General features: G+C 55.7%; 13 protein-coding genes and 1 pseudogene. 9 read left to right on the plus strand and 5 right to left on the minus strand.

Annotated elements, in window-relative coordinates; translation table 11 throughout:
* Nucleotides 1–113 precede the first annotated feature (113 nt).
* The gene (locus tag CEE69_RS26935; protein ID WP_099263676.1) at nt 114–683 is read right to left on the minus strand and encodes an ECF-type sigma factor; all 570 of its coding nucleotides are present in this window, start codon (nt 681–683) and stop codon (nt 114–116) included.
* Nucleotides 684–1,147: 464 nt separating this feature from the next.
* Here CEE69_RS26935 and CEE69_RS26945 point away from each other — a divergent pair, with 464 nt between their 5' ends.
* The 3 genes from CEE69_RS26945 (at nt 1,148) to CEE69_RS26955 (ending at nt 3,411) form a co-directional block, all read left to right on the plus strand.
* Nucleotides 1,148–1,783: a TetR/AcrR family transcriptional regulator gene (locus tag CEE69_RS26945; RefSeq protein ID WP_099263678.1), complete on the plus strand. Its 636-nt coding sequence runs from the start codon at nt 1,148–1,150 to the stop codon at nt 1,781–1,783.
* Between the two features lie 417 nt (nt 1,784–2,200).
* Nucleotides 2,201–2,692, plus strand: coding sequence for an anthrone oxygenase family protein (locus CEE69_RS26950; protein ID WP_099263679.1), 492 nt, complete (start codon nt 2,201–2,203; stop codon nt 2,690–2,692).
* Between the two features lie 119 nt (nt 2,693–2,811).
* Nucleotides 2,812–3,411: a class I SAM-dependent methyltransferase gene (locus CEE69_RS26955; protein WP_099263710.1), complete on the plus strand. Its 600-nt coding sequence runs from the start codon at nt 2,812–2,814 to the stop codon at nt 3,409–3,411.
* A 44-nt stretch (nt 3,412–3,455) separates the two neighbouring features.
* On the opposite strand, the gene CEE69_RS26960 is transcribed toward CEE69_RS26955, so the two are convergent.
* Entirely contained in the window at nt 3,456–4,013 is a 558-nt protein-coding gene (locus CEE69_RS26960) for a dihydrofolate reductase family protein (protein ID WP_099263711.1), read from the minus strand.
* A 420-nt stretch (nt 4,014–4,433) separates the two neighbouring features.
* On the opposite strand from CEE69_RS26960, the gene CEE69_RS26965 reads away from it, so the two are divergent.
* Both CEE69_RS26965 and CEE69_RS26975 read left to right on the plus strand, forming a co-directional pair.
* Entirely contained in the window at nt 4,434–5,711 is a 1,278-nt protein-coding gene (locus CEE69_RS26965; RefSeq protein WP_099263680.1) for an alpha/beta hydrolase family protein, read from the plus strand.
* A 516-nt stretch (nt 5,712–6,227) separates the two neighbouring features.
* Complete coding sequence (locus CEE69_RS26975; RefSeq protein ID WP_099263682.1) at nt 6,228–6,956, plus strand: NYN domain-containing protein; 729 nt, start codon at nt 6,228–6,230, stop codon at nt 6,954–6,956.
* Between the two features lie 716 nt (nt 6,957–7,672).
* Here the strand turns inward: CEE69_RS26975 and CEE69_RS26980 are convergent.
* A complete protein-coding gene (locus CEE69_RS26980) occupies nt 7,673–9,439 on the minus strand; it encodes a ShlB/FhaC/HecB family hemolysin secretion/activation protein (protein ID WP_099263712.1) in 1,767 nt (588 codons plus the stop codon).
* A 379-nt stretch (nt 9,440–9,818) separates the two neighbouring features.
* On the opposite strand from CEE69_RS26980, the gene CEE69_RS26985 reads away from it, so the two are divergent.
* From CEE69_RS26985 to CEE69_RS26995, 3 genes are all read left to right on the plus strand, one after another.
* Nucleotides 9,819–19,454 (plus strand): YDG domain-containing protein, encoded by a 9,636-nt coding sequence (locus tag CEE69_RS26985; protein WP_099263683.1) that lies wholly within the window; start codon nt 9,819–9,821, stop codon nt 19,452–19,454.
* Between the two features lie 890 nt (nt 19,455–20,344).
* On the plus strand, nt 20,345–20,980 hold the full coding sequence (locus CEE69_RS26990; RefSeq protein ID WP_099263713.1) for a TetR/AcrR family transcriptional regulator: 636 nt from the start codon (nt 20,345–20,347) through the stop codon (nt 20,978–20,980).
* Between the two features lie 50 nt (nt 20,981–21,030).
* Nucleotides 21,031–21,978 carry an SDR family oxidoreductase gene (locus CEE69_RS26995; protein ID WP_099263684.1) on the plus strand — a complete coding sequence of 316 codons (948 nt, stop codon included), beginning with the start codon at nt 21,031–21,033 and terminating at the stop codon, nt 21,976–21,978.
* Between the two features lie 75 nt (nt 21,979–22,053).
* Here the strand turns inward: CEE69_RS26995 and CEE69_RS32605 are convergent, their stop codons facing one another.
* Both CEE69_RS32605 and CEE69_RS33765 read right to left on the minus strand, forming a co-directional pair.
* The gene (locus CEE69_RS32605) at nt 22,054–22,407 is read right to left on the minus strand and encodes an autotransporter domain-containing protein (RefSeq protein ID WP_199169962.1); all 354 of its coding nucleotides are present in this window, start codon (nt 22,405–22,407) and stop codon (nt 22,054–22,056) included.
* Between the two features lie 9 nt (nt 22,408–22,416).
* Nucleotides 22,417–22,862, minus strand: a pseudogene (locus CEE69_RS33765) (ubiquitin-like protein); the annotation flags it as partial.
* A 137-nt stretch (nt 22,863–22,999) separates the two neighbouring features.
* On the opposite strand from CEE69_RS33765, the gene CEE69_RS27005 reads away from it, so the two are divergent.
* A complete protein-coding gene (locus CEE69_RS27005; RefSeq protein WP_233215692.1) occupies nt 23,000–23,365 on the plus strand; it encodes a glutamine amidotransferase in 366 nt (121 codons plus the stop codon).
* The last annotated feature ends 10 nt before the right edge of the window (nt 23,366–23,375 follow it).

A 23,375-nucleotide genomic window follows, 5' to 3' on the forward strand; every position in this document is an offset into this window, starting at 1 on the left:
TCCAGTGGCAAAGGGGGCGTCGCTGGTTCGGCCGGTCAGTTCAACCGATGGGAGCATGCGTTTGATCCCACAGAATGCAATGCGAAATCGAAGGCAATTCGGGGCCACTCGATTCACCGATCTTCTTCCACGTTCAGTTCGCGACCGAGCCATGCTCGAGCAAACGCCCAGTTGCGTTTGACCGTTCGAGGCGAGATGCCGAGAGCCTTGGCAGACTCGTCCACTGACAAACCGGCGAAGTACCGCAGTTCAACGAGCTTGGCCATTTCTGGTTCGATGTCTGCGAATTTGGTGAGGGCGTCGTTCAAGTCGAGTAGTTCTTCCGCGTTGTTGAAATCGATGATCGCGTCGTCTTCAGCGATTTCATACCTTTCGCGATCTCCACCACGCTTGAGACTATGACGCCGCCGGGCGTTCTCGATGAGTATTCGCCGCATCGCCTCGGCAGCAGCGGTGAAGAAGTGACCGCGGTTGTCCCATTGCGGAACGTCCTCGGTGCCAACGAGACGCATGTAGGCTTCGTGAACGAGCGCGGTGGGTTGAAGTGTCTGCCCGGCGGCCTCGCTCTTCATTTTGTGACGCGCCAAACGTCGCATCTCTTCATACACGAGCGGCAACAAATCGGATGCGGCGGCGACATCGCCAGATTGGATCTGATTCAAAATCTGCGTTACTTTGGCCACTCGGTTGATGCCCTCGACGGATGTTCATGGTGTGGAAACGATTGGCATTGCTGTGGCGGCACCAGCAACAAAAACAAAGAGCCATTTGGGTTGGTTCGTGGAACACATCCAGCGAGCGGGGCCCATCGAATGCGAAGAATGGAATCAACGTCAATCAAACGCGACACCGGAAACGAACTTGCAGTGCACTCATCGTAGTGCGAATGCAAGTTGGAGTCGATCAAGGTGAGTCCTGATCCATTGGACTCGCCCTTTACCTTTCCCCTTAAGATCCGTCCACTGTCAACTTTTCGTGGGCAGTTCCTGCTCACCAGAATGCTGTCAGGACGACTTTTGGTTTGACGTCCTGGCAGCCATGACGCTGCTGCAGCTTTTTGTTCCAACAAAGACACATCCGACCCCCGGTCGACAAACGAACCGACCGACGGTCGCATCGAAAAGAGGCTTTGAGGGAGAATCTGCAAATGAGCTGGCAAAGAGCTCGCCAACCAGGCCAAAAGGCGGAGCGTGTCGCGACCATTCTGGATGCTGCGGCCACGCTCTTTGACGAAAAAGAGTTCGCCGACATCTCGATGCGCGACGTCGCCTCGTCGGCGGGACTCGGCAAGGCAAGCCTGTATCACTACTTCAGCACGAAGGAGGAGGTATTCATTTGCCTCTACCGCGAAGAGCTGAACGATTGGTTCCTCGACGTCGAACGCCGACTCAAGCGGCTTCGTGCTCCCACGCCGAAACGAATCGCAAAGTCGCTCACCGATGCAATCCGGGACCGAGACCGCTTCTGTCGTTTGACGGTTGTCCTGGCGTCGGTGCTCGAACGAAATTTATCGACCGAGTTCATCCGTGAATTCAAACGATCACTGCTTCCTCCGCTCGAACAATGCGCGGCTGCCTTGCAATCGGTTCAACCAGACATGTCGCCTGCTGCCGTGCATGAGTTCCTCGTCCAGCATCACGCAGTCATTTCAGGACTTTGGCCGCTCGCTCGCCCATCCGAGGAAGTTTCAGCGGTCATGCAGGAAGAGGAATTTCGCGGATACCAAGTCGACTTCTATCGCTTGTTTGAATCGACGATCCGCCAATTGATGCAAGCCAACTGACACCCATCAAACGTCATCACAGACGACATTCGCGAAACCGGAGACTGAACAATGGCCACAACCGCCAGCCCTACAACTCGCCCAGCCCCGATGAGGACAGAGCAAAGCAAGGGCAGGGCCACAAGCAATCACGCAACACAGTCGCCCGCCTCCGCCATCGACAAACAAACCTGGAAAGAGACACAAGGCTGAGAATCGATTCGGGCACCATCACACGATGCAGATGGCCTAAAACTTGTCGGTGTTATACTAAACAGGTAGGCAGGAATGATCGGACAGAATCATGTGAGCCGTTTGGACGTCAGCCCCGGTTGTACGTGGGAATAGTGGCATTTGCCACAACAGTCCAAGATCCGAAAGACTCCTGCCGACCTGCTTGGCCCGTCACAGCCGCTTACCTGAACCGAGATCATCCTGATGTTCTTGAACATAACCCTGTTGATCGCAACGCTACTCTCGTCGCTTGTCGCTGGGTTTCTATTCGCTTTTGCGGTCGTTGCGATGCCTGGGATCTCGCGACTCGGTGACCGTGAATTCGTTCGCGCATTCCAAGTGATGGATGGCGTCATCCAAGACAACCAGCCCCTGTTTCTATTCGTCTGGGTTGGTTCCGCGGTCGCGATGTTGGCGGCAACCATTGCTGGCCTCATGCAGCTCGACGGGCTGAATCGCACAATGCTCCTATCGGCAGCGGCAGCCTATTTCCTCGGGGTCCACCTGCCGACCGCAACGATCAACATCCCACTCAACAACCGACTTCAAAAGCATAAGGTCGACGAGATGAATGACGACGAAGCATCGTCAGTTCGAAAAGGGTTTGAAAGCCGGTGGAATCGGTGGAACATCGTCAGAACGCTGATCGCGTTCTCCGTCGCAGGTGCGATGCATACACTCTTGCTTCGGTTGTAAAACAGCGAATGCGACTGAGACTGATTGCCCGCGAACGGAAACGGCAACCGCCATTCGTGAGCTTTCACACAATTCAACTGTCCAGTGATGCTGGGCATTAGAAACACATGGACCAAAGAATGGCACAGCCTGATTGGGACGAACGATACTCCAGGTCGGACTTCGCATACGGGACTCAAGCCAATGCGTTTCTCGAACAGAATGCGAATCTTCTCTCTGGCTCGATCCTTTCCATCGCAGAAGGCGAGGGACGCAACGCTGTGTTTCTCGCGACCCTCGGTCACCGTGTGCACGCGGTGGATGGATCCAGTATCGGGCTCGCCAAGGCGAACGAACTGGCACAACGAAACAATGTGAGCATCACTACCGAGGTCGCGAACCTGGAAGACTACCAACCACCAGAGTCGACATTCGATGCGGTTGTCTCGATCTACGCCCATCTGAGCAGTTCGACACGCTTGAACTTGTATCCATTGCTTGTTGAAGCACTGAAGCCTGGAGGCATCTGCATCCTCGAAGCCTACTCCGAAAAGCAACGCGATCGCGATACGGGCGGGCCGCGTGACTTGGATCAACTCATGACGTGCTCCAAGATTGAACGAGAGTTCGAAGGACTTGAAACAGTCTTGCTGAAGGAAGTTGACCGAGATGTCCGCGAAGGGAAATACCACACCGGCATGGCATCCGTCGTCCAGTACATCGGAAAGAAATCGGTGTGAGAGAATCTCGCACCGGAGTCGCTTTCGTTGCGTTCGCGTCAGGATCAGGGGCGTTCCGTGGAGTCGACTCTGTAGGTCGATTGCACGAATCCGCAGTCGAAGGCCTTCGTGTTTCGATGTGTCAATCGAATGTCGCTTGGTAGAGATCCAAAGAGCGGGATGCCATCGCCGATGAGGACCGGAATGACTGTGATGACCAATTCATCGATCAGTCCCGCTCGCAGGAACCGTTGGATTGTCAAACCGCCGTCGATGTAAAGCTTCTGGGCACCTTCTTTGGACAAACGACGGTGAAGTTCGACGGGCGTTTCCGCTGAATGAGTCACCCATGCTGGCATCTCATCCGGGAACTCAATCGGGTTTCGACTCAAGACGACCACTGGCGTTTCCCCATAGGGCCAAGCTCCGAAAGTGCGAACTTTCTCGTACGTGTTGCGTCCCATGACCAGCACGTCGACCGATTTCATGAACTCCGCATACCCGCAGTCTTCTCCCGGAGGCACCAGGGCATTCGCTTCGTCGAGCCAGTCAAGATTGCCATCCGATCGAGCGATGAATTGGTCAAGGCTCGTGGCGATGAATACACATGCTCTCGCTGACATTTTGACTCTTCGTTTGGGGGAATTGGAAACGGGTTTCCGTTCGACCTGATTGACACGCGGTTTTCTTAGCGGAAGCGTATCGCCCACGAAAGGCACGAAGTACACGAAGGAGAATGCACGAAGATGGTTTTCGTCTCGTTCGTTGCTTGTTGGCGAATGATGGGTGGTGACTGAGACGTGCCGAGGCTGAACCGGGCAACCACCATTCTGTTCGGCCATCCTGCCGCAAGGATGAAGGCTGGCGATGCAACGTAGGCCGGATCCGGCGAAGCGATGTTCCGGCAGCTTGTTTTGAGGGAAAGCCAGACCGGCGTCTCTTCATTCCTTGGTCCGGCCTACGTTGCTTTTCCACTATCATTTCAATTGCAGACATTCGGGTCGATCTGAAATCCTCTTCCTTTTGAAAGCGGTACTCACGCCATGATTTTCTCTCGCTTTTGCTGTGTCTCGCTGCTCACGGTTTGTTGGCTGACGACGTTTGTACAAGCTGATGATGGAGCGAACCACTCGGCACCTGGGACCTGGCCGATCAAACGGCTGAAGTCAGAGATACCGACCTACCGAGTCGAAGACCCGGCCGCAAAGATTCAATCACTGATTTACGAAGGCGAGAAGTTCCATGGTCATCCGACGGAAGTCTTTGCCTTTTATGCTTCACCGAAAACATTGGGCGTTGATGGGGACGGCGGCATCTATCCCGGAATCGTTCTGATTCATGGTGGCGGTGGCACCGCCTTCGCTGACTGGGTTTGGATGTGGGCGAACCGCGGCTATGCCGCAATCGCGATGGACCTTGGTGGCCGCCGTCCTCCGCCTCCTGAATTCGATGCGTCTGGGAAACTGAAGCCGCACACGGGACACAAACGAGAAACGCGTGTTCGACTTGAACTTGGCGGGCCGGTGGACGGTCACCCCGAAAAGTTCGACTGCATCGGGGGAAGCATCGACGACGATTGGCCCTACCACGCGGCGGCCAATGTCATGCGAGCTCATACACTGATCCGCAGTTTTCCTGAAGTCGACGCAAGCCGGACCGCCGTGACCGGAATCAGTTGGGGTGGCTACACGACTTGCTTGGTCGCTTCGCTGGATGATCGCTTCCAAGCGGCGGTGCCCGTCTACGGATGCGGATTCCTGCATGAAGGCGAGTCGGTTCAGAAACCTTCCATCGACGAACTTGGCGACCGTCGGGCGGCCTGGGTCGCCGCCTACGATCCCGGAAGTCACCTCCACCAATGCACGGTCCCCACTCTGTGGGTCAACGGAACGCACGACATCCACTATGTGCTGGACAGCTATGCCAAGTCCTACACGAAAGTGCGGGGGCCACGGACGATGCGTATCGAGCCGCGTATGCGACACGGTCATCAAGCGGGTTGGAACCCGCCAGAGATCCAGATTTTTGTTGACTCGATCTTGAAGAACACGACTCCATTGCCAACGGTTGGCCAGATGCATGTCAGCGACAACGGCACCGTCACGCTTCCATTCCAATCCACCACCAAGATCACGCAAGCCCGCTTGCACTACACGACAGAGACCGGCCTCCGATCCAAACGCAAATGGAAACACATCCAAGGCGTGATTGCCGATGGAGAAATCATGGCAAAGGGACTTCCAGCGGAAGCCAACACATGGCTCGTGACTTTAACCGATGATCGCGGTGCGTTGGTCTCCAGTGAAGTCGGGCTTCGCTGAGACGTGTGGAAAACAGCGCCGGGTGTTGTCAGTGCCTCTGGCTTCAAGAGTGCACTGGAACCCCGACATAAACATCTTGGATCGCGGTGGATGAGTGTTTCACCAGGACAAAGACGAAGCCAACAAGCTCAATAAAATGGCTTCAATCGTTCTTTGATTGGGTCGAAGCAGGTGGGCAGAAGTCTTTTGGCATTTGATCTGTTTTGACTCCCACGAACAACCGGGGCTAACGCCAAAACGATTCCTATGGTTGTGCCCGATCCTTCCTGCCGACCTGCCTGGATGACAATTGATGGGATGGGATTCTTGTCCTGGATCGTTTGGGACGGAGTGTCAGCTAAATGCAGGTGATGTATGGCGGTGACTGGGGTCGCTACAATGGGTGGCTGCTTGGTAGTGAGAATGCGTTGACGTAATTCGTCAATTGGCTCTTCCTCCTTCCACCGTCTTGCTTTGCTTGCTTGTATTGCGAGACCCACCGCTACGACGCTCGTTTCTCCGGAGCAATCAACATTCATGCCCAACGCCAGTCCCGAAGGTAGCATCGCGCTACTGATTGATGCTGACAACGCACCGTCCTCCAAGATCGACTTCATCATTTCCGAACTTGCCACCTACGGTGTCGTCAACATTCGAAAGGCATATGGGAACTGGACCAAACGAGGCCTGGAGGGTTGGATCAACGTACTGCATGAGTACGCGATTGCACCGACTCAATGTTTCGATCTGATAAAGGGAAAAAACGCAACCGACATGGCGTTGCTGATCGATGCGATGGACATTCTCTACACGCGACAGGTCAACACATTTGGTTTGGTTTCATCAGATTGCGACTTCACTCCGCTAGTCTGCCGCTTGCGGGAAGATGGCAAACAAGTCATCGGATTTGGACGCCAGAATTCGCCGGCGCCATTCGTCCTCGCCTGCAGCCATTTCATCTACTTGGATGAAGAACCCAATGACAAGACGCCGCCGAAGAGAAGGCGAGAAAGCTCGGTGTCGTCGCTGCAACAGAACACCAAGCTCATGAACACACTCCGAACCGCGGTGAAGGAAGCCGCCGATGACGATGGCTGGGCGGCGCTCGGACCAGTCGGAGCCCATATTTCGAACCAAGGTCCTTTCAGCCACCGCACCTACGGCTTCCCAAAACTCAGCGATATGTTCGAGGCGATCGATCTTTTCGAAGTTCAAAAGGACCGCCAAGCCGGACCGGGCTCCGTTCGAGTCCGGTTGAAAAAATAAGCGACACCACTTGCGACATCGTCTTACCAAGTCATGTCGAAACAAAGCCGATCCGGCGTCCCCTCGTTCTTCGACGCAGCGTCCTTCACCACTGAAATTGCCTCTCCGATTCATGTTTATTAGCGAAGATCAGTGTTCGTCTACACGTCTGCTGGAGAACACTAATCTTCCCTCGGTCTCCCGCTTGGTTGTTCGCGGAATCTTGAGCGTGATTGAATGTGTTGCCGCCCATAGCGGACAGACTGATCGAGCGAAGCGATCGTCGGGACGCGGCTTATGAGAACAGGAGGTTCGTTCGGTGAGCCCGCAAAGGGATCTGCCGGAAACCAAGAGTTCTCACAACCTTCGCGAATTCGACGTCAATCCCGATCACTATCTTCACGAATGTCGGAGTCGTTTTGCATCGAGCCTTCATCATCGATGATCAAATCAGCATCGATCCAGGTCCATGAAGCGATTGTTTGAGAGGTGCGGAGCATCTGCTCCGCTCAACCCAGCTTTTGAAGTTTCAAATAACGATCCTGAACTGCGTTCTGATCATTGTTTTTAAAACTGCTGTCGTGACCGGCGATGATTTGCCGCATTGGTCGAGTTCGTGCAAATGCGATTGCCTTCGAGTGTTAACAACGAAGCAGTGATGCCCGGCGAGATACAATTGAAAGAAGGCGAGCAAAGCATCGCAAATAAACAGGCAAACCGATCTGCAAACCCTTCTTTTAGAGGCGAGGTCCGGGAATCCAAGTCACTGCGAAGTGAGCTCGATCATTTCGCTCCGCCGCATCGATGTCTTCGATTCCAAAGCCGTAGTCGAAGCGTGCAATCAGCCGATCGCTAACCTGGAACCGCATCCCTACGCCGGTGCTCACGGCAAATGTATAGGCGTCTTCGCCTGCCAATGGCTGGTCGACGTATCCGTTTCCCACGTCAACAAAACCATAAGCACGCAATGTCTTTGGTTCCTCAACTGTACCGCAGCGATAGGTTTTGGGACCGAATTCGAAATTTGCAATCCAGCCATGATCGGCGTTGTAAGCGCGGCTGTCGGTGCCACGAATCGTGTCGTATCCACCCAATCCCAACGTTTCGCTGAACAGCAGCCTTTCCGAAGAAGCTTGTCCAGTTAGTCGTGTTGTCAACATCCATTCCCGTCGCGCAACATCGGCACGTTCGTAACGTAAACGACCATACACATAGTCAGGCGAAGCACCAGGACGGATGGTGTTGAAGGCATCCGAGGAGTGACTGCCCGTCATGCCGCCTCCCGGGCCAATGAACATATCCGCACGAAACAGTCGATATTGATCGACGTCAATTCGCTCAAAACTGTCGTAACCAAGACGCAACTGAAACAGGTCGGCAACTGAGCCGCTGACCTGGCTTCCCGCAAACTCCAAGTTATTGTTCGTTGACTTAAAATCGAAACCCGCTCTCAGGTTTCGACTATGAAATCGATCGCGGGACAGATGCCGGATCAGTTGCCCACCGAATTGATAGCCCTCACCGTCTTGGGCGAACCCGCTATCCATCATAGGAGTCACACCGGCCCAACTGCCGTACCCTTGCAACGAGAACTCGCGACTGAGCGGCTGATCCAAGCTAACTGAATGAGCACGCAGCAACGCAAACTCTTCATCGGTTGTGAACTGGTAACCCAAAATCCCACCGCGTCCAAGAAAGTTCCCGTATTGAAATCCAGCGAAGAACCGACCGTAGTTCAACGTCGACACACCGCTGTCATCTATCCCCATGTAACCTCGCACGGGGCACATGTCCTCGATTTCATAGATCACATCGGTGGTTCCCGCGGCGGAGCCCTTCTCAAAATCCACGCTGACTCGCCGAAACGGATTCTGATTCATCCAGAACAAATCGTTTTCAATGTGTGGTTCATACAGCCGATTTCCCCGGCGTGTTTGTTGAATCCACCGCGAAGTGGGTTGGCAATCAAAGTGTTGCCCGCCTTTGACCATCACACGCCCGATGAGAGTTTCGGTCACAACCAGATACAGCGTTCCGCCGGTGATCCGTTGCTCTGGTATCACAACATCCACGATCGGCTGCTTGCACTTTTGATATTGCTCAATGATGCCGCGCGAAAGTTCATTGATTCGTCGCAGTGTGATTGGCTTTCGGATCGCGTTTTGCACAATTCCACGCACTGCTTGCTTGTAGACCAGTGAGTCGGTCTCGTCGAAGTCGTAGTGGATTCCAACGAGGGAATCGATTGCGGACGACTGATCGATTTTGTCGCCATGATCGACTATCACAACCGCTTCCAACTCTCGAACCAGCACGCGGTCATCTTCAACAGGGGCTGGCAAGTCCGCTTTCGAGTCGACCTTTGGAATTTTGCCCGGGCGTACGGGAAGTTCCAGCGGCTTGTACGCTTCGTAGTTTTGTGCTTGGAGTTTGCTACCACAAGACAACCACACCAGCCCCAGAACACCGATCGCCATTGCGACCCGCACAGTCGTACGATTCATCACACCATCCCTGAATTGCCCCTCAGAAGGCAACTTGTCAGCTCGATCCTTCAAGCCAACGCCTCCCGTATTCATCAGCAACGATCGACTCAGCGGCAGAGAGAACTTGTGTGCTGAAGCAACGTGATTCGAATCACCCGCGGACCAGTGCGGAAATTGTTGGTTGTATTGACTGCAACCACTACACCGTGTGCCGTTTCACTTGAACATTTCTAGTTAAAAAACCTTCACCGATACAACCGGTGCAGTTCAGTGAACTTCGCTGATTTCACCTATCCGGCAGGAGCACCTAGATGACAAATCAAAAACATCGGGAACAGTTTATGAACTGAACCTTCTTGAAAAAGGAGGACTGGGGCACAAAATTCAAGGATCGAAAATGACTCTTCAAGGTCATCGGACAACGAACTCACGTTTCACACACGTCACTCTCTCTTGGAGCGGCAACCGAAAGCGAGCAGTTTTGTTCGCGGCGGTTTGTTCAATCGGCGTGACTGCCGGCACAGCATCCGCGCAGTTACCAACCGGGGCCGACGTCGTCGCTGGACAAGCCGCGATTTCACAAGCTGGATCCGTCATGAACGTGAATGCGGCTACCAACCGCGCGATCGTGAACTGGGACTCGTTCAACGTTGGCGCCGCCAACGCGGCCAACTTCAATCTTCCCGACGCCAGCTCATCCATCCTGAACCGAGTCACGACACCCAACATGCCGTCGACGATCGCCGGCACATTGAACTCCAATGGCAACGTGTTCCTGGTCAATCCGTCCGGCATCGTCGTGTCGGGTTCCGGCATGGTGAATACAAACGGATTCACCGCGTCGACATTTGATGTCACCAATCAAGATTTCATGAACGGCGGGGAACTCGCGTTCACACGCGGCGAGGGCTCGGGCGGAATTGTCAACAACGGTACGATCGTCACCGGGAGCGGTGGGGCTCATCTGATTGCCAGCGACATTGCCAACAACGGAACGATCGAAAGCCACGGTGGCAATATCACCTTGTCTTCCGGCGGTAGAGTGACGCTGGACAACGGTGTTACCTACAGCCAGCCATCCATGGCAACGCTTGAACGCGGAATCAGCCCAACAGCCGGGCTGATCCAGAACACGGGTTTGGTACGAGCCACCGGTGCGGCAACGAGTGGTGGCAACGTCTATCTGGTCAACCCGAATGGGAAGCTCCTGCACGACGGAACGATCGTCGCCCAACGTGCAACGTCGGCTAGCTCCAGCGGCTCACAAGGCGGACACGTTCAACTTGAAGCGGATGAAATTTCGCTGGCGGTCGATTCGACGATCGATGCCACCGGTACACACGGTGGCGGCGAAGTCCTTGTCGGTGGCGACTGGCAGGGTAGCGGCACAATGACGCAAGCCACCACGGTCACAATGGAAACCGGGGCAACGATCGATGCCTCCGCAACAGAGTCTGGTGACGGCGGCAAGATCGTTCTTTGGTCAGACATCCTCAATCCCGATTCCATCACCCGCGTTTCAGGAACGCTGCTAGCCAAAGCGGGACAACTGTTTGGGAACGGAGGCAACATCGAGACGTCCGGTGCGACCATTCAAACGGACCAAATTTCCGTCGACGCGAGTTCCCCCAATGGCAGCGGTGGCCTTTGGCTGATCGACCCATTCAACTACGTCATCGATGAGATTGCAGCTCTCAATATTGTCAGCTCCTTGGACTCGGGAACCAGTGTCACAGTCAATACCGCTGACAACAATGTATCAGTCGGCAGCGTTAGCAATGGCACCGATGAGGGCGACATCTCAATCGTCAGCGACATCATTACCGGCGCAATGGCTGGCGATGCGACGCTCACATTGGTTGCCGATCGTCACATTTCGCTTTCCACAGGCGTGGTCATTGATGCGAGTCAAAACGCGAACGCGAACCGATTGAACGTCAAATTCTGGGCCGACCAGGACAACTCCGGTGACGGAATCAATATCGTTGGCGGGTCAATCAACACCAATGGCGGCGATCTCACATTCGGCAACGGGAACACAGCAACCTTCAGTGATTCAGAAGTCCAGGTCGGCGGCGACTTGTACGTGAACGGCTTGGCAGCACAAACGTTGGAAACTGGCGGTGGCGACATCACCATCAACGGGGAAACCATTGTCGCCAATCCAAACGGTTTGACCGTCGACGCAGGCAGCGGCAACATTGAGTTCGGCGGCGTTGTCAATTCAGGGAACACTTACGAAGGTGTCAACAGCGTGGGTTCCTGGACCAATGCGGTCAGTGCCGCTGCGTCAGGCACCGGTGATCAGGCCGGCGACACCTACCTGGCCACCATCACGTCTCGATTGGAGAACGCGATCGCCGGATTCGCTGTCAACTATCAACAATCATGGCTGGGCGGACGGCGAGTCACTGGCATCGGAACCGACGATGCATGGCGATGGGTGACGGGCCCAGAAGGGCTGCAGGACGATGGGCAGGGATTGATTTATGCCTTGCAAAACGAGGCCGGGGGCGTCACGCCACAGAATGACCTCTTCAACAACTGGAATCCCGGCGAGCCCAATAATTGGACTGGAAGCGAAATCGGGGCGTCTAACACGGAAAACGAAAGCGCCCACCAGTTCACCGGCTCAGCAGGCAATTGGAACGACTTAAACAGAACGTCGAGTTCCTTGGATTGGTACGTCAAAGAATCCAACGCCGTCGCTTCGCCTCTGACCGTCACCACCACCGGCAACGTCGATTTTGGCGGCGGCATTGGGGGTAGCAAAGGACTCGCCTCGCTTGACGTGACTGGCAGCGTCATCTCGGTCAACGGCAACGCAATCGCAACCACCGGCGCTCAGAACTTTTCGTCCGACCTAACGGTCACCAGCGCATCCACCCTGCAAATCGATGCCACTTCATTGGCTGTCCAGGGCGCAATCGATTTTTCAGCAGCGTCCGGAAACGTCGACGTCACGACTCCGATCAGTGTCCTCGGCGACATCAGCATAGTGAGCGGCAACGACTTGAATCTGCACGGCGAAGTGACAAGAACCGGCAATGCGGACACAAGCACACTGCTGAAAGCCGATCGCCACGTCGTGCTCCACGAAGACGCAGATCTGACCACCACCAACGGTTCCCAATCCATCCAGTCGTGGGCTGATGCCGACAACTCAGGCGACGGGATCAATACGGTCTTCTCCGATGTCATCGCAACCAGTGGCGGCGCCGTGAGGTTCGGCAATGGCGAAACGCTCACGATCGGTGGCGAAACCGTCAAGGTTGGCGGCGACGTTTACCTGAGCAGCAACAACGCTCAATCGATCACCACCGATGGTGGCGACATCACGATCGACGGCGAAGCCATTCTCGCCAACCTCAATGAGGTGACTCTCGATTCAGGTGGCGGCGACATCGCTTTGAACGGATTGTTGAACTCGGGCAACGCCTACACTTACGTTGATGGACCGGACGGACAATCGAATGCGTGGGACTGGGCGAGAAACGATGCCAAGAATGGAACTGATGGAGGCGGCAATCTTGGCGACAGCTACCTGGTAACGATTACGTCGCGACTTGAAAACGCCATCGCCGGAATCTCAGCCGGCTATCGCGGTGCCTGGATTGGTGCCTATCGAGCCGCCCCAGCTAGTTCATACGCTTGGACCTGGGCGGACGGCCCCGAACAGGGCCAAGCGTTCTTTACCCAATCTAGCAGCGACGGCGGCAGCGCACTGCCAGGATGGTACTCGAACTTCGGCAGTGGCGAACCCAATGGCAACCTCGCTTCCAATGGTGAACGCTACGGTCAATTCTTTGGCACCGAGGGACTGTGGAACGACCTCTCCGCGACCACGTCTTTCGACGCAACACAAGTCAGTCAATACTCCGTTTTGGGCTACGTCCGCGAAACAAATCTGAATCCCACATCGCTCACCATCAATGCGGGACTCGGCAGTGTCACATTCGATGGAGCGGCCGGAACCAGCAAAGCTCTATCCGAACTGAGTGTCACCGCTGGTGGCGGCATCCGCATTAACGGTGGAGCCATCAACACCACCGGTATCCAAACTTATAACAGCCCGGTTGTGGTCGGTGCCCATACGAATTTTTCAACGATCCAAAACGACATCCTGTTCCATTCCACCGTTGATTCCGACAGCGCTGCGAATCAGTGGGATCTTACCGCCACGATCACGCCCAGCAACGTATATCACTGGGTCGATTGGACGACATGGGATTCCAACACCAACACAGCGACCGGCACGATCACCGTCGGTGCTGATGAGATCACGGTCACATACCACAACCCTCAGGGCATCTACGGAATCCAAACGTCGGGCGGGACCAACTACTGGACAGGGCGAAGTGGAGCCACCTTTGCAGGCGAATCCCCGTACGTAAGTTCCAGTGTTGCCAACGGACCATCAACCTCCGATCTCATTCAACTGCAATACGCAGGCTCTCAAACACTCACATTCAGCGAATCTGTTGAAAACCTTGCCTTCAGTATCGTGAGCATGAACGGCAATGGATACGGTTTCGATCAGGACTTCGCGATTGAATCCTACTCCGGACTCAACGGTGCCGGCCCCGGATTCTTTGGCGCCGGCACCATGACCAAGGCTATCGTGGGTGACACATTCCAGCTCAACGATGGTGGCGTGAACAGTGCATCCGATGGCAACAACAGCGAACCGCACGGGACGATTCGCTTTGGCAATGCATTCAACGAGCTGACCTGGAACAGCCTCAGCGATGAAACCTGGAACGCGTTTTCCGTCGGAGTCAGCGGAACAAGCTCAACGGCTGGCAGTGTGCAATTCGACGGAGCCGTCGGCAGCAACGCGGCACTCGGTGACATTTCCGTCAATGGGGCCATTGAAACTTCCGCCAGCATCACAGCATCTTCGTTCGACATCACCGGACTTGCGCACCTGGGTGACGACATCACAACGTCTGGCAATCAAACCTTCGGTAGTGCCATTACACTGGGCACCGCCCTCGCGCTGACCACCACAAACAGTGGCGACATCCAAGCGACCAGCACAATCGACGGAGCGCATGACCTGACGATTCAAACCGATACCACTGGCGACGTCACAATTGGCGGCAGTGTCGGCGGCAACAACGCGTTGACCAACCTGACCATTGACACTGATTCGCTCAACACACAAGCCATCGCGATCGCAACCGACGCGGTCCTAGACATCACGACTCGCGGGGCAAGCGAAATTGAGGGCGTGATCTCTGGCACCAATGCATCGCTCAACAAAGACGGCGACGGAACACTCGTACTTTCGGCAACGAACACGTACACCGGCACCACTTCCATTTCCGGCGGCAAGCTATCGATTGCCTCCGACGCCAACCTGGGCGCGGCACCGTCCAGTCCCACCGAATCGCAACTCACGCTCGACGGCGGAACGCTGCTAGTCACCGGCAACACGACGCTCAACAGCAATCGCGGCATCGAACTCGGTGACGATGACGGAGCGATCGAGGTCGCCACCGGCACGACAACTCAGTACGCTGGAATCATCAAGGGCAGCGGTGGTCTGACGAAATCAGGTTCCGGCAAACTCAGTCTATCCGGTGAAAACACTTACACCGGCGCGACAACCATCAATGGTGGCATGACGGAAACCAGCAATGCGTCTGCGCTCGGCAACGGCTCCGCCGTCACGCTCGCCAATGTCACCGGCACAAGCCTAAACCTGCTCTCCGACCTCACAATTGGTTCTCTCGCAGGCGGCGGCAACACGGGCGGCGACCTGTTCCTCAACACGTCAACTCTCACCACCGGTGGTAATGGCACAACCACCAACTTCGCCGGCAATATCTCCGGCACCGGCAATTTGGAAAAATTGAGCAACGGCACGTTCACCGCATCGGGCCTAGCCACCTACTCCGGCAACACCGCTGTGACAGGCGGCTCCATCATCTTCCAAAACAATACCGCTCCGCTAACCAGCGGTTTTTCCGGAACCGGAACCGTCACGATTGAACCTAGCGGCACTAGCTTCTCCAGTGACCTGAACAGCACCTACGGCTTCGCTAGCACACTTGGTGGTCTGACGCTCGGCAAGTCCAACAACACATCCGGAATCACCGTCAACAGTGCGACCAGCCTCGATGGCAACGTGATCATCCATGGCGGAAACGTCGCAATCAACCAAACGCTCGCGACGACTTCCGGCAACACCATCACGCTCGACGCCTCCGGCAACGCGACTCAAACCACTGCAATTGCGACCGACAACCTCGCCTTGCAAGGAACCGGCAACTTCACCCTTAGTAACGCGTCAAACTCCGTCGGCACCCTCGCCGGTGGTGAATCAGGCACTCTGCTGGGCAACGTGGATTTCGTCAACGCTGGAACCTTCACGGTGGGCGTCGTAGGATCGCAGACTGGCATCACCGCCAACGGAACGCTGAACCTAGCAACCCAGTCCGGCGATTTGACAATCGCGGAAGACATCACCACGACCAACGCCACCGATTCCGCGATCCGATTGAACGCCGGACGAGCCACGGCTGCTGGAACCGCGACAGGAGGCAACCTCGTCCTCAACAATTCACCGTCGATTTCCGTCGGCACGGACGGAAGAGCCACCCTGTACACCGGCAGCATCGACGACAGCCTGGGACTAACCGACCTGCTGACCAGCGGCAGTGGTCGCTTCCGATACAACAGCGACGAATCCGCCACGAACTACACATTGGCTCTTGGCACCGGTCTATTCGGAGTCTATCGCGAACAACCCTCCACCACCGTCGTCGCCGACACAGCGACGAGCACTTACGGCACCGCCCCCACATTGACGACCTCCATTCACTCGCAGAACGGCGACTCGGTTGCACAAGCTTTTAGCGTCGCACCATCTATCGCCATTGGCGGTGCCCAGTCGACCAGCGGCAACTACATCGCGGGCGACCACAGCTTGACTCCCTCGGGCGGGACCGACCAACTGGGCTATGCCATTGGCGGCTACACCAACGGAACCTTGACCGTCAACCAAAAAGTGATCTCCGTACCTATCGTCGTCGACAACAAGGTTTACGATGGCAACACCACAGCCCAAATGAACGCCACCGCTAGCGGAGTCGTGGCGAATGATTTGGTCACCATCGGCGGATCCGCCCTCTTCGCTGACAAGAATGTGGGCACGAACAAAACCGTCAACATCACCGGTCTGAACCTCACCGGTACCGACTCGGCAAACTACGTCCTCGCCAGCACAACGGATAATTCGTCGGCCGACATCACGCCTCTGGCCATCAACGTCATTGGCCTGACAGGCAACGACAAGATCTACGATGCGACCACCAAAGCAACACTCAGCGGCACGGCAACGGTCGCGGCCCTCGGTGCCGACGACGTGGAAGTGCAAGGCTCAGCCATCGCCAGCTTCGACGACAAGAACGTGGGTTCGTCCAAGTCCATCGTCGTCGATGGACTCACGCTAACTGGTGACGATGCCAACAACTACAGCATCAATCAACCAACCGGGCTGACTGCCGACATCACGCCAGCGCCTCTTACAATCACAGCGAACAACGATGCCAAATTCGTAACCAAGGACGACGTGGCGGGTTACGTTGGAGCCAGCTACTCTGGATTTGTCGCTGGCGAAGGCAGTTCCGAATTGACCGGTACGTTGTCGATTACACGAAGTGGAATGACAACCGAAGAATCAGCAGGAACCTACGCAGACGCCTTGACCGCCAGCGGTTTGAGTTCCACCAACTACGACATCACGTTCGACACCGGCGACTACACCATCGTCCCCGCTGATCAACTGCTCGTTCGGTTCGACAACAGCGATTCCACTTACGGCGACTTGCTTGGCCTGCAGCTGCTATCCGCCAGATACATGGACGACGGCAATACCATCCACACGCTGACTCCAACCTCCACCGCCAACGGTCGCTACGAATTCGATGACGGCGTCGGCGGCACCGCTGCATTCGACCTTGTTCTCGACGGTTCATCGCTCAGCACCTCGAATCACACCAATGTTGGTGCATTCGCGCTCGCCATGGAAAACATTGAGACTACCAGCGGAAACTTCTCTAATAATCTCAACATTGTCGGTAACCACACCGTCAATCGTGCCGCCATCAACGTCAGTGCCTCCGGCGTCACCAAAGCTTACGACAGCAACGACTTGATGACCAATATCTCGCTCGACCAAACTGGTAGCGTTGCGGGCGATTCATATACGCTGAACGGCCAAGGCAACTACGCCAGTCCCAACGCGGGCACCAGTCTCAATTACACCGTCGGCAACCTGGAACTCAGCGGCACCGACGCCAACAACTACTACCTATCCGGCGGCAGCACTTTCACCGCAAACGATGGCGTGATCACGCCCAAAAACGTGACCATCACCGCACCGTCTGTCACCAAGGTTTACGACGGCAACACGAACATCGAGGCCACTGCAACGCAACTTCAGGCGTTCACCGATGCACTTGGTATCGCCAGCGATAGCGTTGCCTCGATCACATTGACCTACGACGACAAAAACGTCGGCACGAACAAAACGCTCGCGGCATCCAACATCGCGATCAACGATGGCAATGGCGGCGGAAATTACAACATCACCTTCGCCGATGACACCACCAGCAGCATCACGCGTCTCGGCACAGTCACCTGGATCGGCGGAGTGACTGGCGATTGGAACGATCCATCGAACTGGGCGGGCGGAGCCATTCCGGACCTCGCCAACGTCGCCAACGTGATCATCCCGCAAGGCGTTACGCCTACGTTTGACAACACGGTCAACGGCCCAGTTGAGCTCGACTCGTTGCTTGGCGGCAACTTGCAAGTCGACAGCGGCACGCTGAATGTAGACGGCAGCCTTGATGTCGACACCTACACGCAAGACGGCGGAACAGTGACCGCCGGAAACTTCTCCGCCGATGACTTCACGCAACATGACGGCTCAATCAACGTCGACGACACATTCACCGTCCACAACAGCTTCACGCAAAGCACGACCGGCACGATCAACGCCCTCGGTGATGTCGACATCACCCAAACGACCGGCGACCTGACCGTCAACAACCTGTCCGGCGACAATGTCAAACTCGATAGCAAAACCGGAGACGTCAACCTGCATGATCTGACCGCCACCGGAAACCTCGACCTCGACGCCCTCGGCGACGTCACCCAATCCTCCACCGGCACCATTACCGTCGACCAAACAACCACAATCAACGCTGGCGGCAACATCAACCTAGCGGGAACCAACAACGACTTCGTCGGCCCCGTCAACGCCACCGGCCACGATATCAACATCGTCGACGGCCACGGTGGACTTACATTCGGCAACGTTGACGCCGGTGGTGACTTCACGGCAACCTCCACCGACGGCGACATGACTCAACATCCTGGCACCACCATCCAAGTCGACGGCGAAACGACGGTTGCTGCCAACGGCGATGTAATCTTCGACAACGAAGGCAACATTTTTGCCGGAATCGTCAATCTCCTCGCCGACAACGGCACCATCCGTCAATCCGTCGGCGACCTGCTGTTCGGCAATGTGCAAACCACCGGCGACTTCACCGCCACCGCCATTAACGGCAGCATCGGCCAATCGCCAAGTTCATCGGTCGAAGTGGACGGCAACAGCAGCTTCACCGCAAGAACTGACATCGAGTTGACCAATGCAGGCAACCGCCTTGGCCAACAAACCACGGTCAACGCCCCACGCTACGACCTCCACTCGCTCGACCCGCTCGATATTGTCCGGACCGGAGCCGCTCTCGGCGACTCCACGCTCAGCCAAACCGTCTCCCAAACCACTAACGACACGTTCACTCGTCCCGCCTCGGCAAGCGAATCCGACTCACAAGGCTCGTCCCAATCCAACACCGCCATGAATCCCAACGGTTGGTTTGAGAAGTTCAAAATGTTTGTTTCTAGCCTGGTGACCAGTGGCTCCGCAAACCCTACCAACAATCAAGGATCGCAGCTCAACGCTGAACAAACCGACGACGATACTTTCCTCCGCCGCAACGGACCCGCGTAACAATCGACAGTGCACCAACTTCAACTTATTCTTTTCGCAGTTCCAAATGACCGCCAATCCGGACCAAACACTACGCGCGTCGGGTTGAAAGATAGTCCACGCCACTTGCAACACTGTCATACCAGGTCATGTCGAAACACGGCCGATCCGGCGCACTTTCGTTCGTCGACGCAGCGTCCTTCGCCACTGAAATTGCCTCTCTGACCAATGGTCTGTCGCGACTTATTTTCAGGGTAGTGGACGAGGCCACTACGATTAACCTTAACTTTCATCTGTGACAAACCACTGGTGTTCATTAGCGAAGATCAATGTTCCCCCAAAGGTCTTCTGAAGAACGCGAATCTTCACTCATCAGAAACTAATCTTTCCTGGTTCTCCCGCTTCTTTTCTCTCTGAATCTTGAGCGAGATCGAATTTCCTGCAGCAGAAAGCTGGTGGACTCAGCGAATTGATGCTCTGGCATCTTGCGATAGATCGCTACCGGAGCGGCGATCTTTGTTTCCAAAGCTGACTTGTCTGGCAGCTTGAACAACTCCTCAGCTCAGTGTTCTTGGATCCGCGGGGAGCGGACAGCACCGAGCCGAACGCGTAACTCTCGCTGGCTTGAGATGGGCTGAAACGCCGAAAGGGGCGGCGGAAGCGAATCGGCACGCCCCCGATTCGCGGATAGGTGAGTCGGATCAGAGCCGATGCCTTTGGGAACACTCGAAACAAGTGCCGCGATCTCCATGTGTTGAACCGATGGTGGTGTACGCAATTTCTGTTTTGGCGTCCTTGCGGTCTTGACGCTGCATTGTCATTTTGTTCGGATGACTGCACACGCGACCGACGGTCGACTAACACTCGACCGACGGTCGATTCTATCAATGTCAATGAAGGAGGATCTGCCGATGAGCTGGCAAAGGGCTCGACAACCAGGCCAGAAGGCGGAGCGTGTAGCCACCATCCTGGAGGCCGCGGCCACGCTCTTTGATGAAAAGGATCTCGCGGACATCTCGATGCGAGACGTCGCTGCGACAGCGGGACTCGGCAAAGCAAGCCTGTACCACTACTTCAGCACGAAGGAGGAGGTTTTCATTTGCCTCTACCGCGCGGAACTCCACGATTGGTTGCTCGACGTCGAAAGCCGCCTGAAGCGACTTCGTTCTCCCACGCCAAAACGAATCGCGAAATCGCTGACCGAGGCGATTCGCAACCGCAACCGTTTCTGTCGGTTGACGGTCGTTCTGGCCTCCGTGCTGGAACGCAATTTGACAACCGACTTTCTCCGCGAATTCAAGCTATCACTCCTTGGACCGCTCGAACGATGTTCGGCGGCTTTGCAATCCGTGCGGCCAGAAATGTCGGCTGCTGCCGTTCAAGAATTCATCATTCAGCATCACGCGGTGATCGCCGGACTTTGGCCGCTTGCTCACCCTTCAGAGGAAGTCTCCACGCTCATGAAAGAAGATGAATTCCGTGGCCACCAAGTCGACTTTTATCGCACGTTTGAATCAACGATTCGCCAGTTGATGCAGCCTCAATAGCCACCTTCAAACACCTTTTCAACGTCGCGCATCAAAACAGAGACCAAACAATGACCACTGCAAAACAATTTGGCCCTCAAGGCTGGACTCCCGAGCGACTCGGCTCGCTCCAAGGCAAAACCTATGTCATCACCGGTGCCAACGCAGGTGCGGGATTCGAGGCGGCTCGGACTCTGCTGACCAAGGGTGCGAAAGTCGTGATGATGAACCGAAACGCGGACAAGTCAGCCGCAGCCATCGAGACCTTGAAACAGGAATTCGGCAGCGACGTCGAGGTTACCTTCGTGCGTTTGGACTTGGCGGTGCTGGATTCCGTGCGAGAAGCGGCATCGGAACTACTCGACACGGTTCCTCAAATCGATGCACTCATCTGCAATGCTGCGATCGCGCAAGTGGCCAAGCAAGAACTCACCGTGGACGGCTTTGAAAGCCAACTCGGGGTGAACCACTTCGGTCATTTCCTGCTGTGCGGTTTGCTGTTCGGCCGCATCGAAGAATCGCGTGGCCGCATCGTGGTCGTCGGCAGCAACGCGTACAAAATGGGGCTGAAGAAAATTCAATTCGAAGATCTGAACTTCGACCAAAACTACACCGCTTGGAACGCCTACGCACAGAGCAAGCTGGCGCAAATGATGTTCGCCTATGAGCTTCAGCGACGCGTGGAAGCGGCCGGCAAGCACGTTCAGGTTCGGGTTTGTCATCCCGGTGCATCGCGAACCAACTTGCTCAACGACACCGCCAGCTTGCCGATGAAGTTGCTGTGGAAATTGATCTCACCCTTCATCGCCCAATCCGCCGAGAGAGGCTCGTGGCCCGAAGTCATGTGCGCCACCGAAGAAGGTCTGAAACCTCAAGCATTGTACGGCCCAACCAAAAGAGCCGAAACAGTCGGCCCCGTCGGGGAATGCCCGCTCGAACCTCTCGCCCTGAACCAAGAAGCTGCCACCCAACTCTGGCCACTCTCCGAGCAGAAAACCTGCTTCTCCTGGTCCCCATAGTGTGGCATAGGCTTCCAACCTGTGATTCCCACCCACCGCCTTCAAACGTTTGGTGCATTGCAAACCACAGCGTCGCTACCAACGGTAGACCATGCTACCACTGGCAACGTGCAAGTCCAGGCGCTCGTTCAGTTGCAAATCGTAGCCCGCGTACACGGACCAGTGCTGGCCTCGGTTGCCGCTGAATCCAACATTGACCAATGCCCAGTCGCGGCCGAAATCGGAAGCCTGTGACGCAAACGCGGTTCCGTCGCTGACCCCTGAAACGACCGCGTTAATATCCAGGTACTCATGCATCCAATCCACTCGAACCGTTGGCGCAATCGTCCAATGTTCGCGCCACTTCCAACGTCGATCGGGAGTGAGGCCGCCGCCAACACTCACTACCAGATGCAGCGTGCTCTCCTTTTGAATGCTGTAGTCCGACAAGGTCCTTCCATCCTCCAACAGCTTGCCAGCAAAAAACAGTTGCTGCTGAGCGGGGGAATGCCCTCCTTGTCTTGAATCTTTGCCTTCACGTTCTCGATGGAATCACTGGGCTCAACGTCCAGCGTGATTGACTTTCCAGCCAGCGTTTTGACGAAGATCTGCATCGCCGCAGCGGGCGATACGATTCCGAGCGACAGGATCACCACACAGGTGATTCTGCAAAACCAATGCGGCATGATGTCGGCAGTGCTCGTCGGTGGAGGGTATTTCAGAATCTTTGGTGCCCCAGCATGCGTGTGCGATTGGCTGGACCGGACGTTTTCATGGAACTCATCGTCGCAATGTTTCTGGCATATTGAGCACAGCCCCTGTGAACAGACGAACAGACACAACCGGCACCACTTACCAGCCTTCCTGGAAGGATTGTGCACAAACAAGCGGAAAATCAGTGGCATCGCCTTCCAGCCTGTGATGGCGCGGAACACGACCACGCAATGTTTCTTGGCGGTTGGCTCAGCTTAAACGGTGAGATGGGCAAAGGAGGCTGGGGACGCACCGGGCTAAAGGACATCTTGCCGTCACTTGCCTCGACATTGAGGACCTTCGGGAGAGCACCGAAGGCTTCACCGGATCAACCGTCGCCACGGAGCATCCGATCCTCGCCAACGTGGACCTCGAGACCATGCCTCCGATCCTTGGTTACAACATTGTCAAACCGCGAGAAAACTGCGAGGTCCTTGCGACATGGAACGGGACGAACGATCCCTTGCTGGCGGTCGGACTATTCGGTCAGGGAAAAGTATTGGCGTATACTTCCGACCCTGCGCCGCACTGGGGATGCAACTTCGTCTACTGGGAAGACTACCAACGGTTCTGGTCGCAGGCGGTTGACTGGTTGGTCACCAACTCGCCCTCTGTTCACACATCCAACTTGAAATCCGCTGCCAAAGAGTTTTGAACGATGAATC

Origin of the sequence: Rhodopirellula bahusiensis (genome assembly GCF_002727185.1) — a bacterium.
In the GTDB taxonomy this organism is placed as follows: Bacteria; Planctomycetota; Planctomycetia; order Pirellulales; family Pirellulaceae; genus Rhodopirellula; species Rhodopirellula bahusiensis.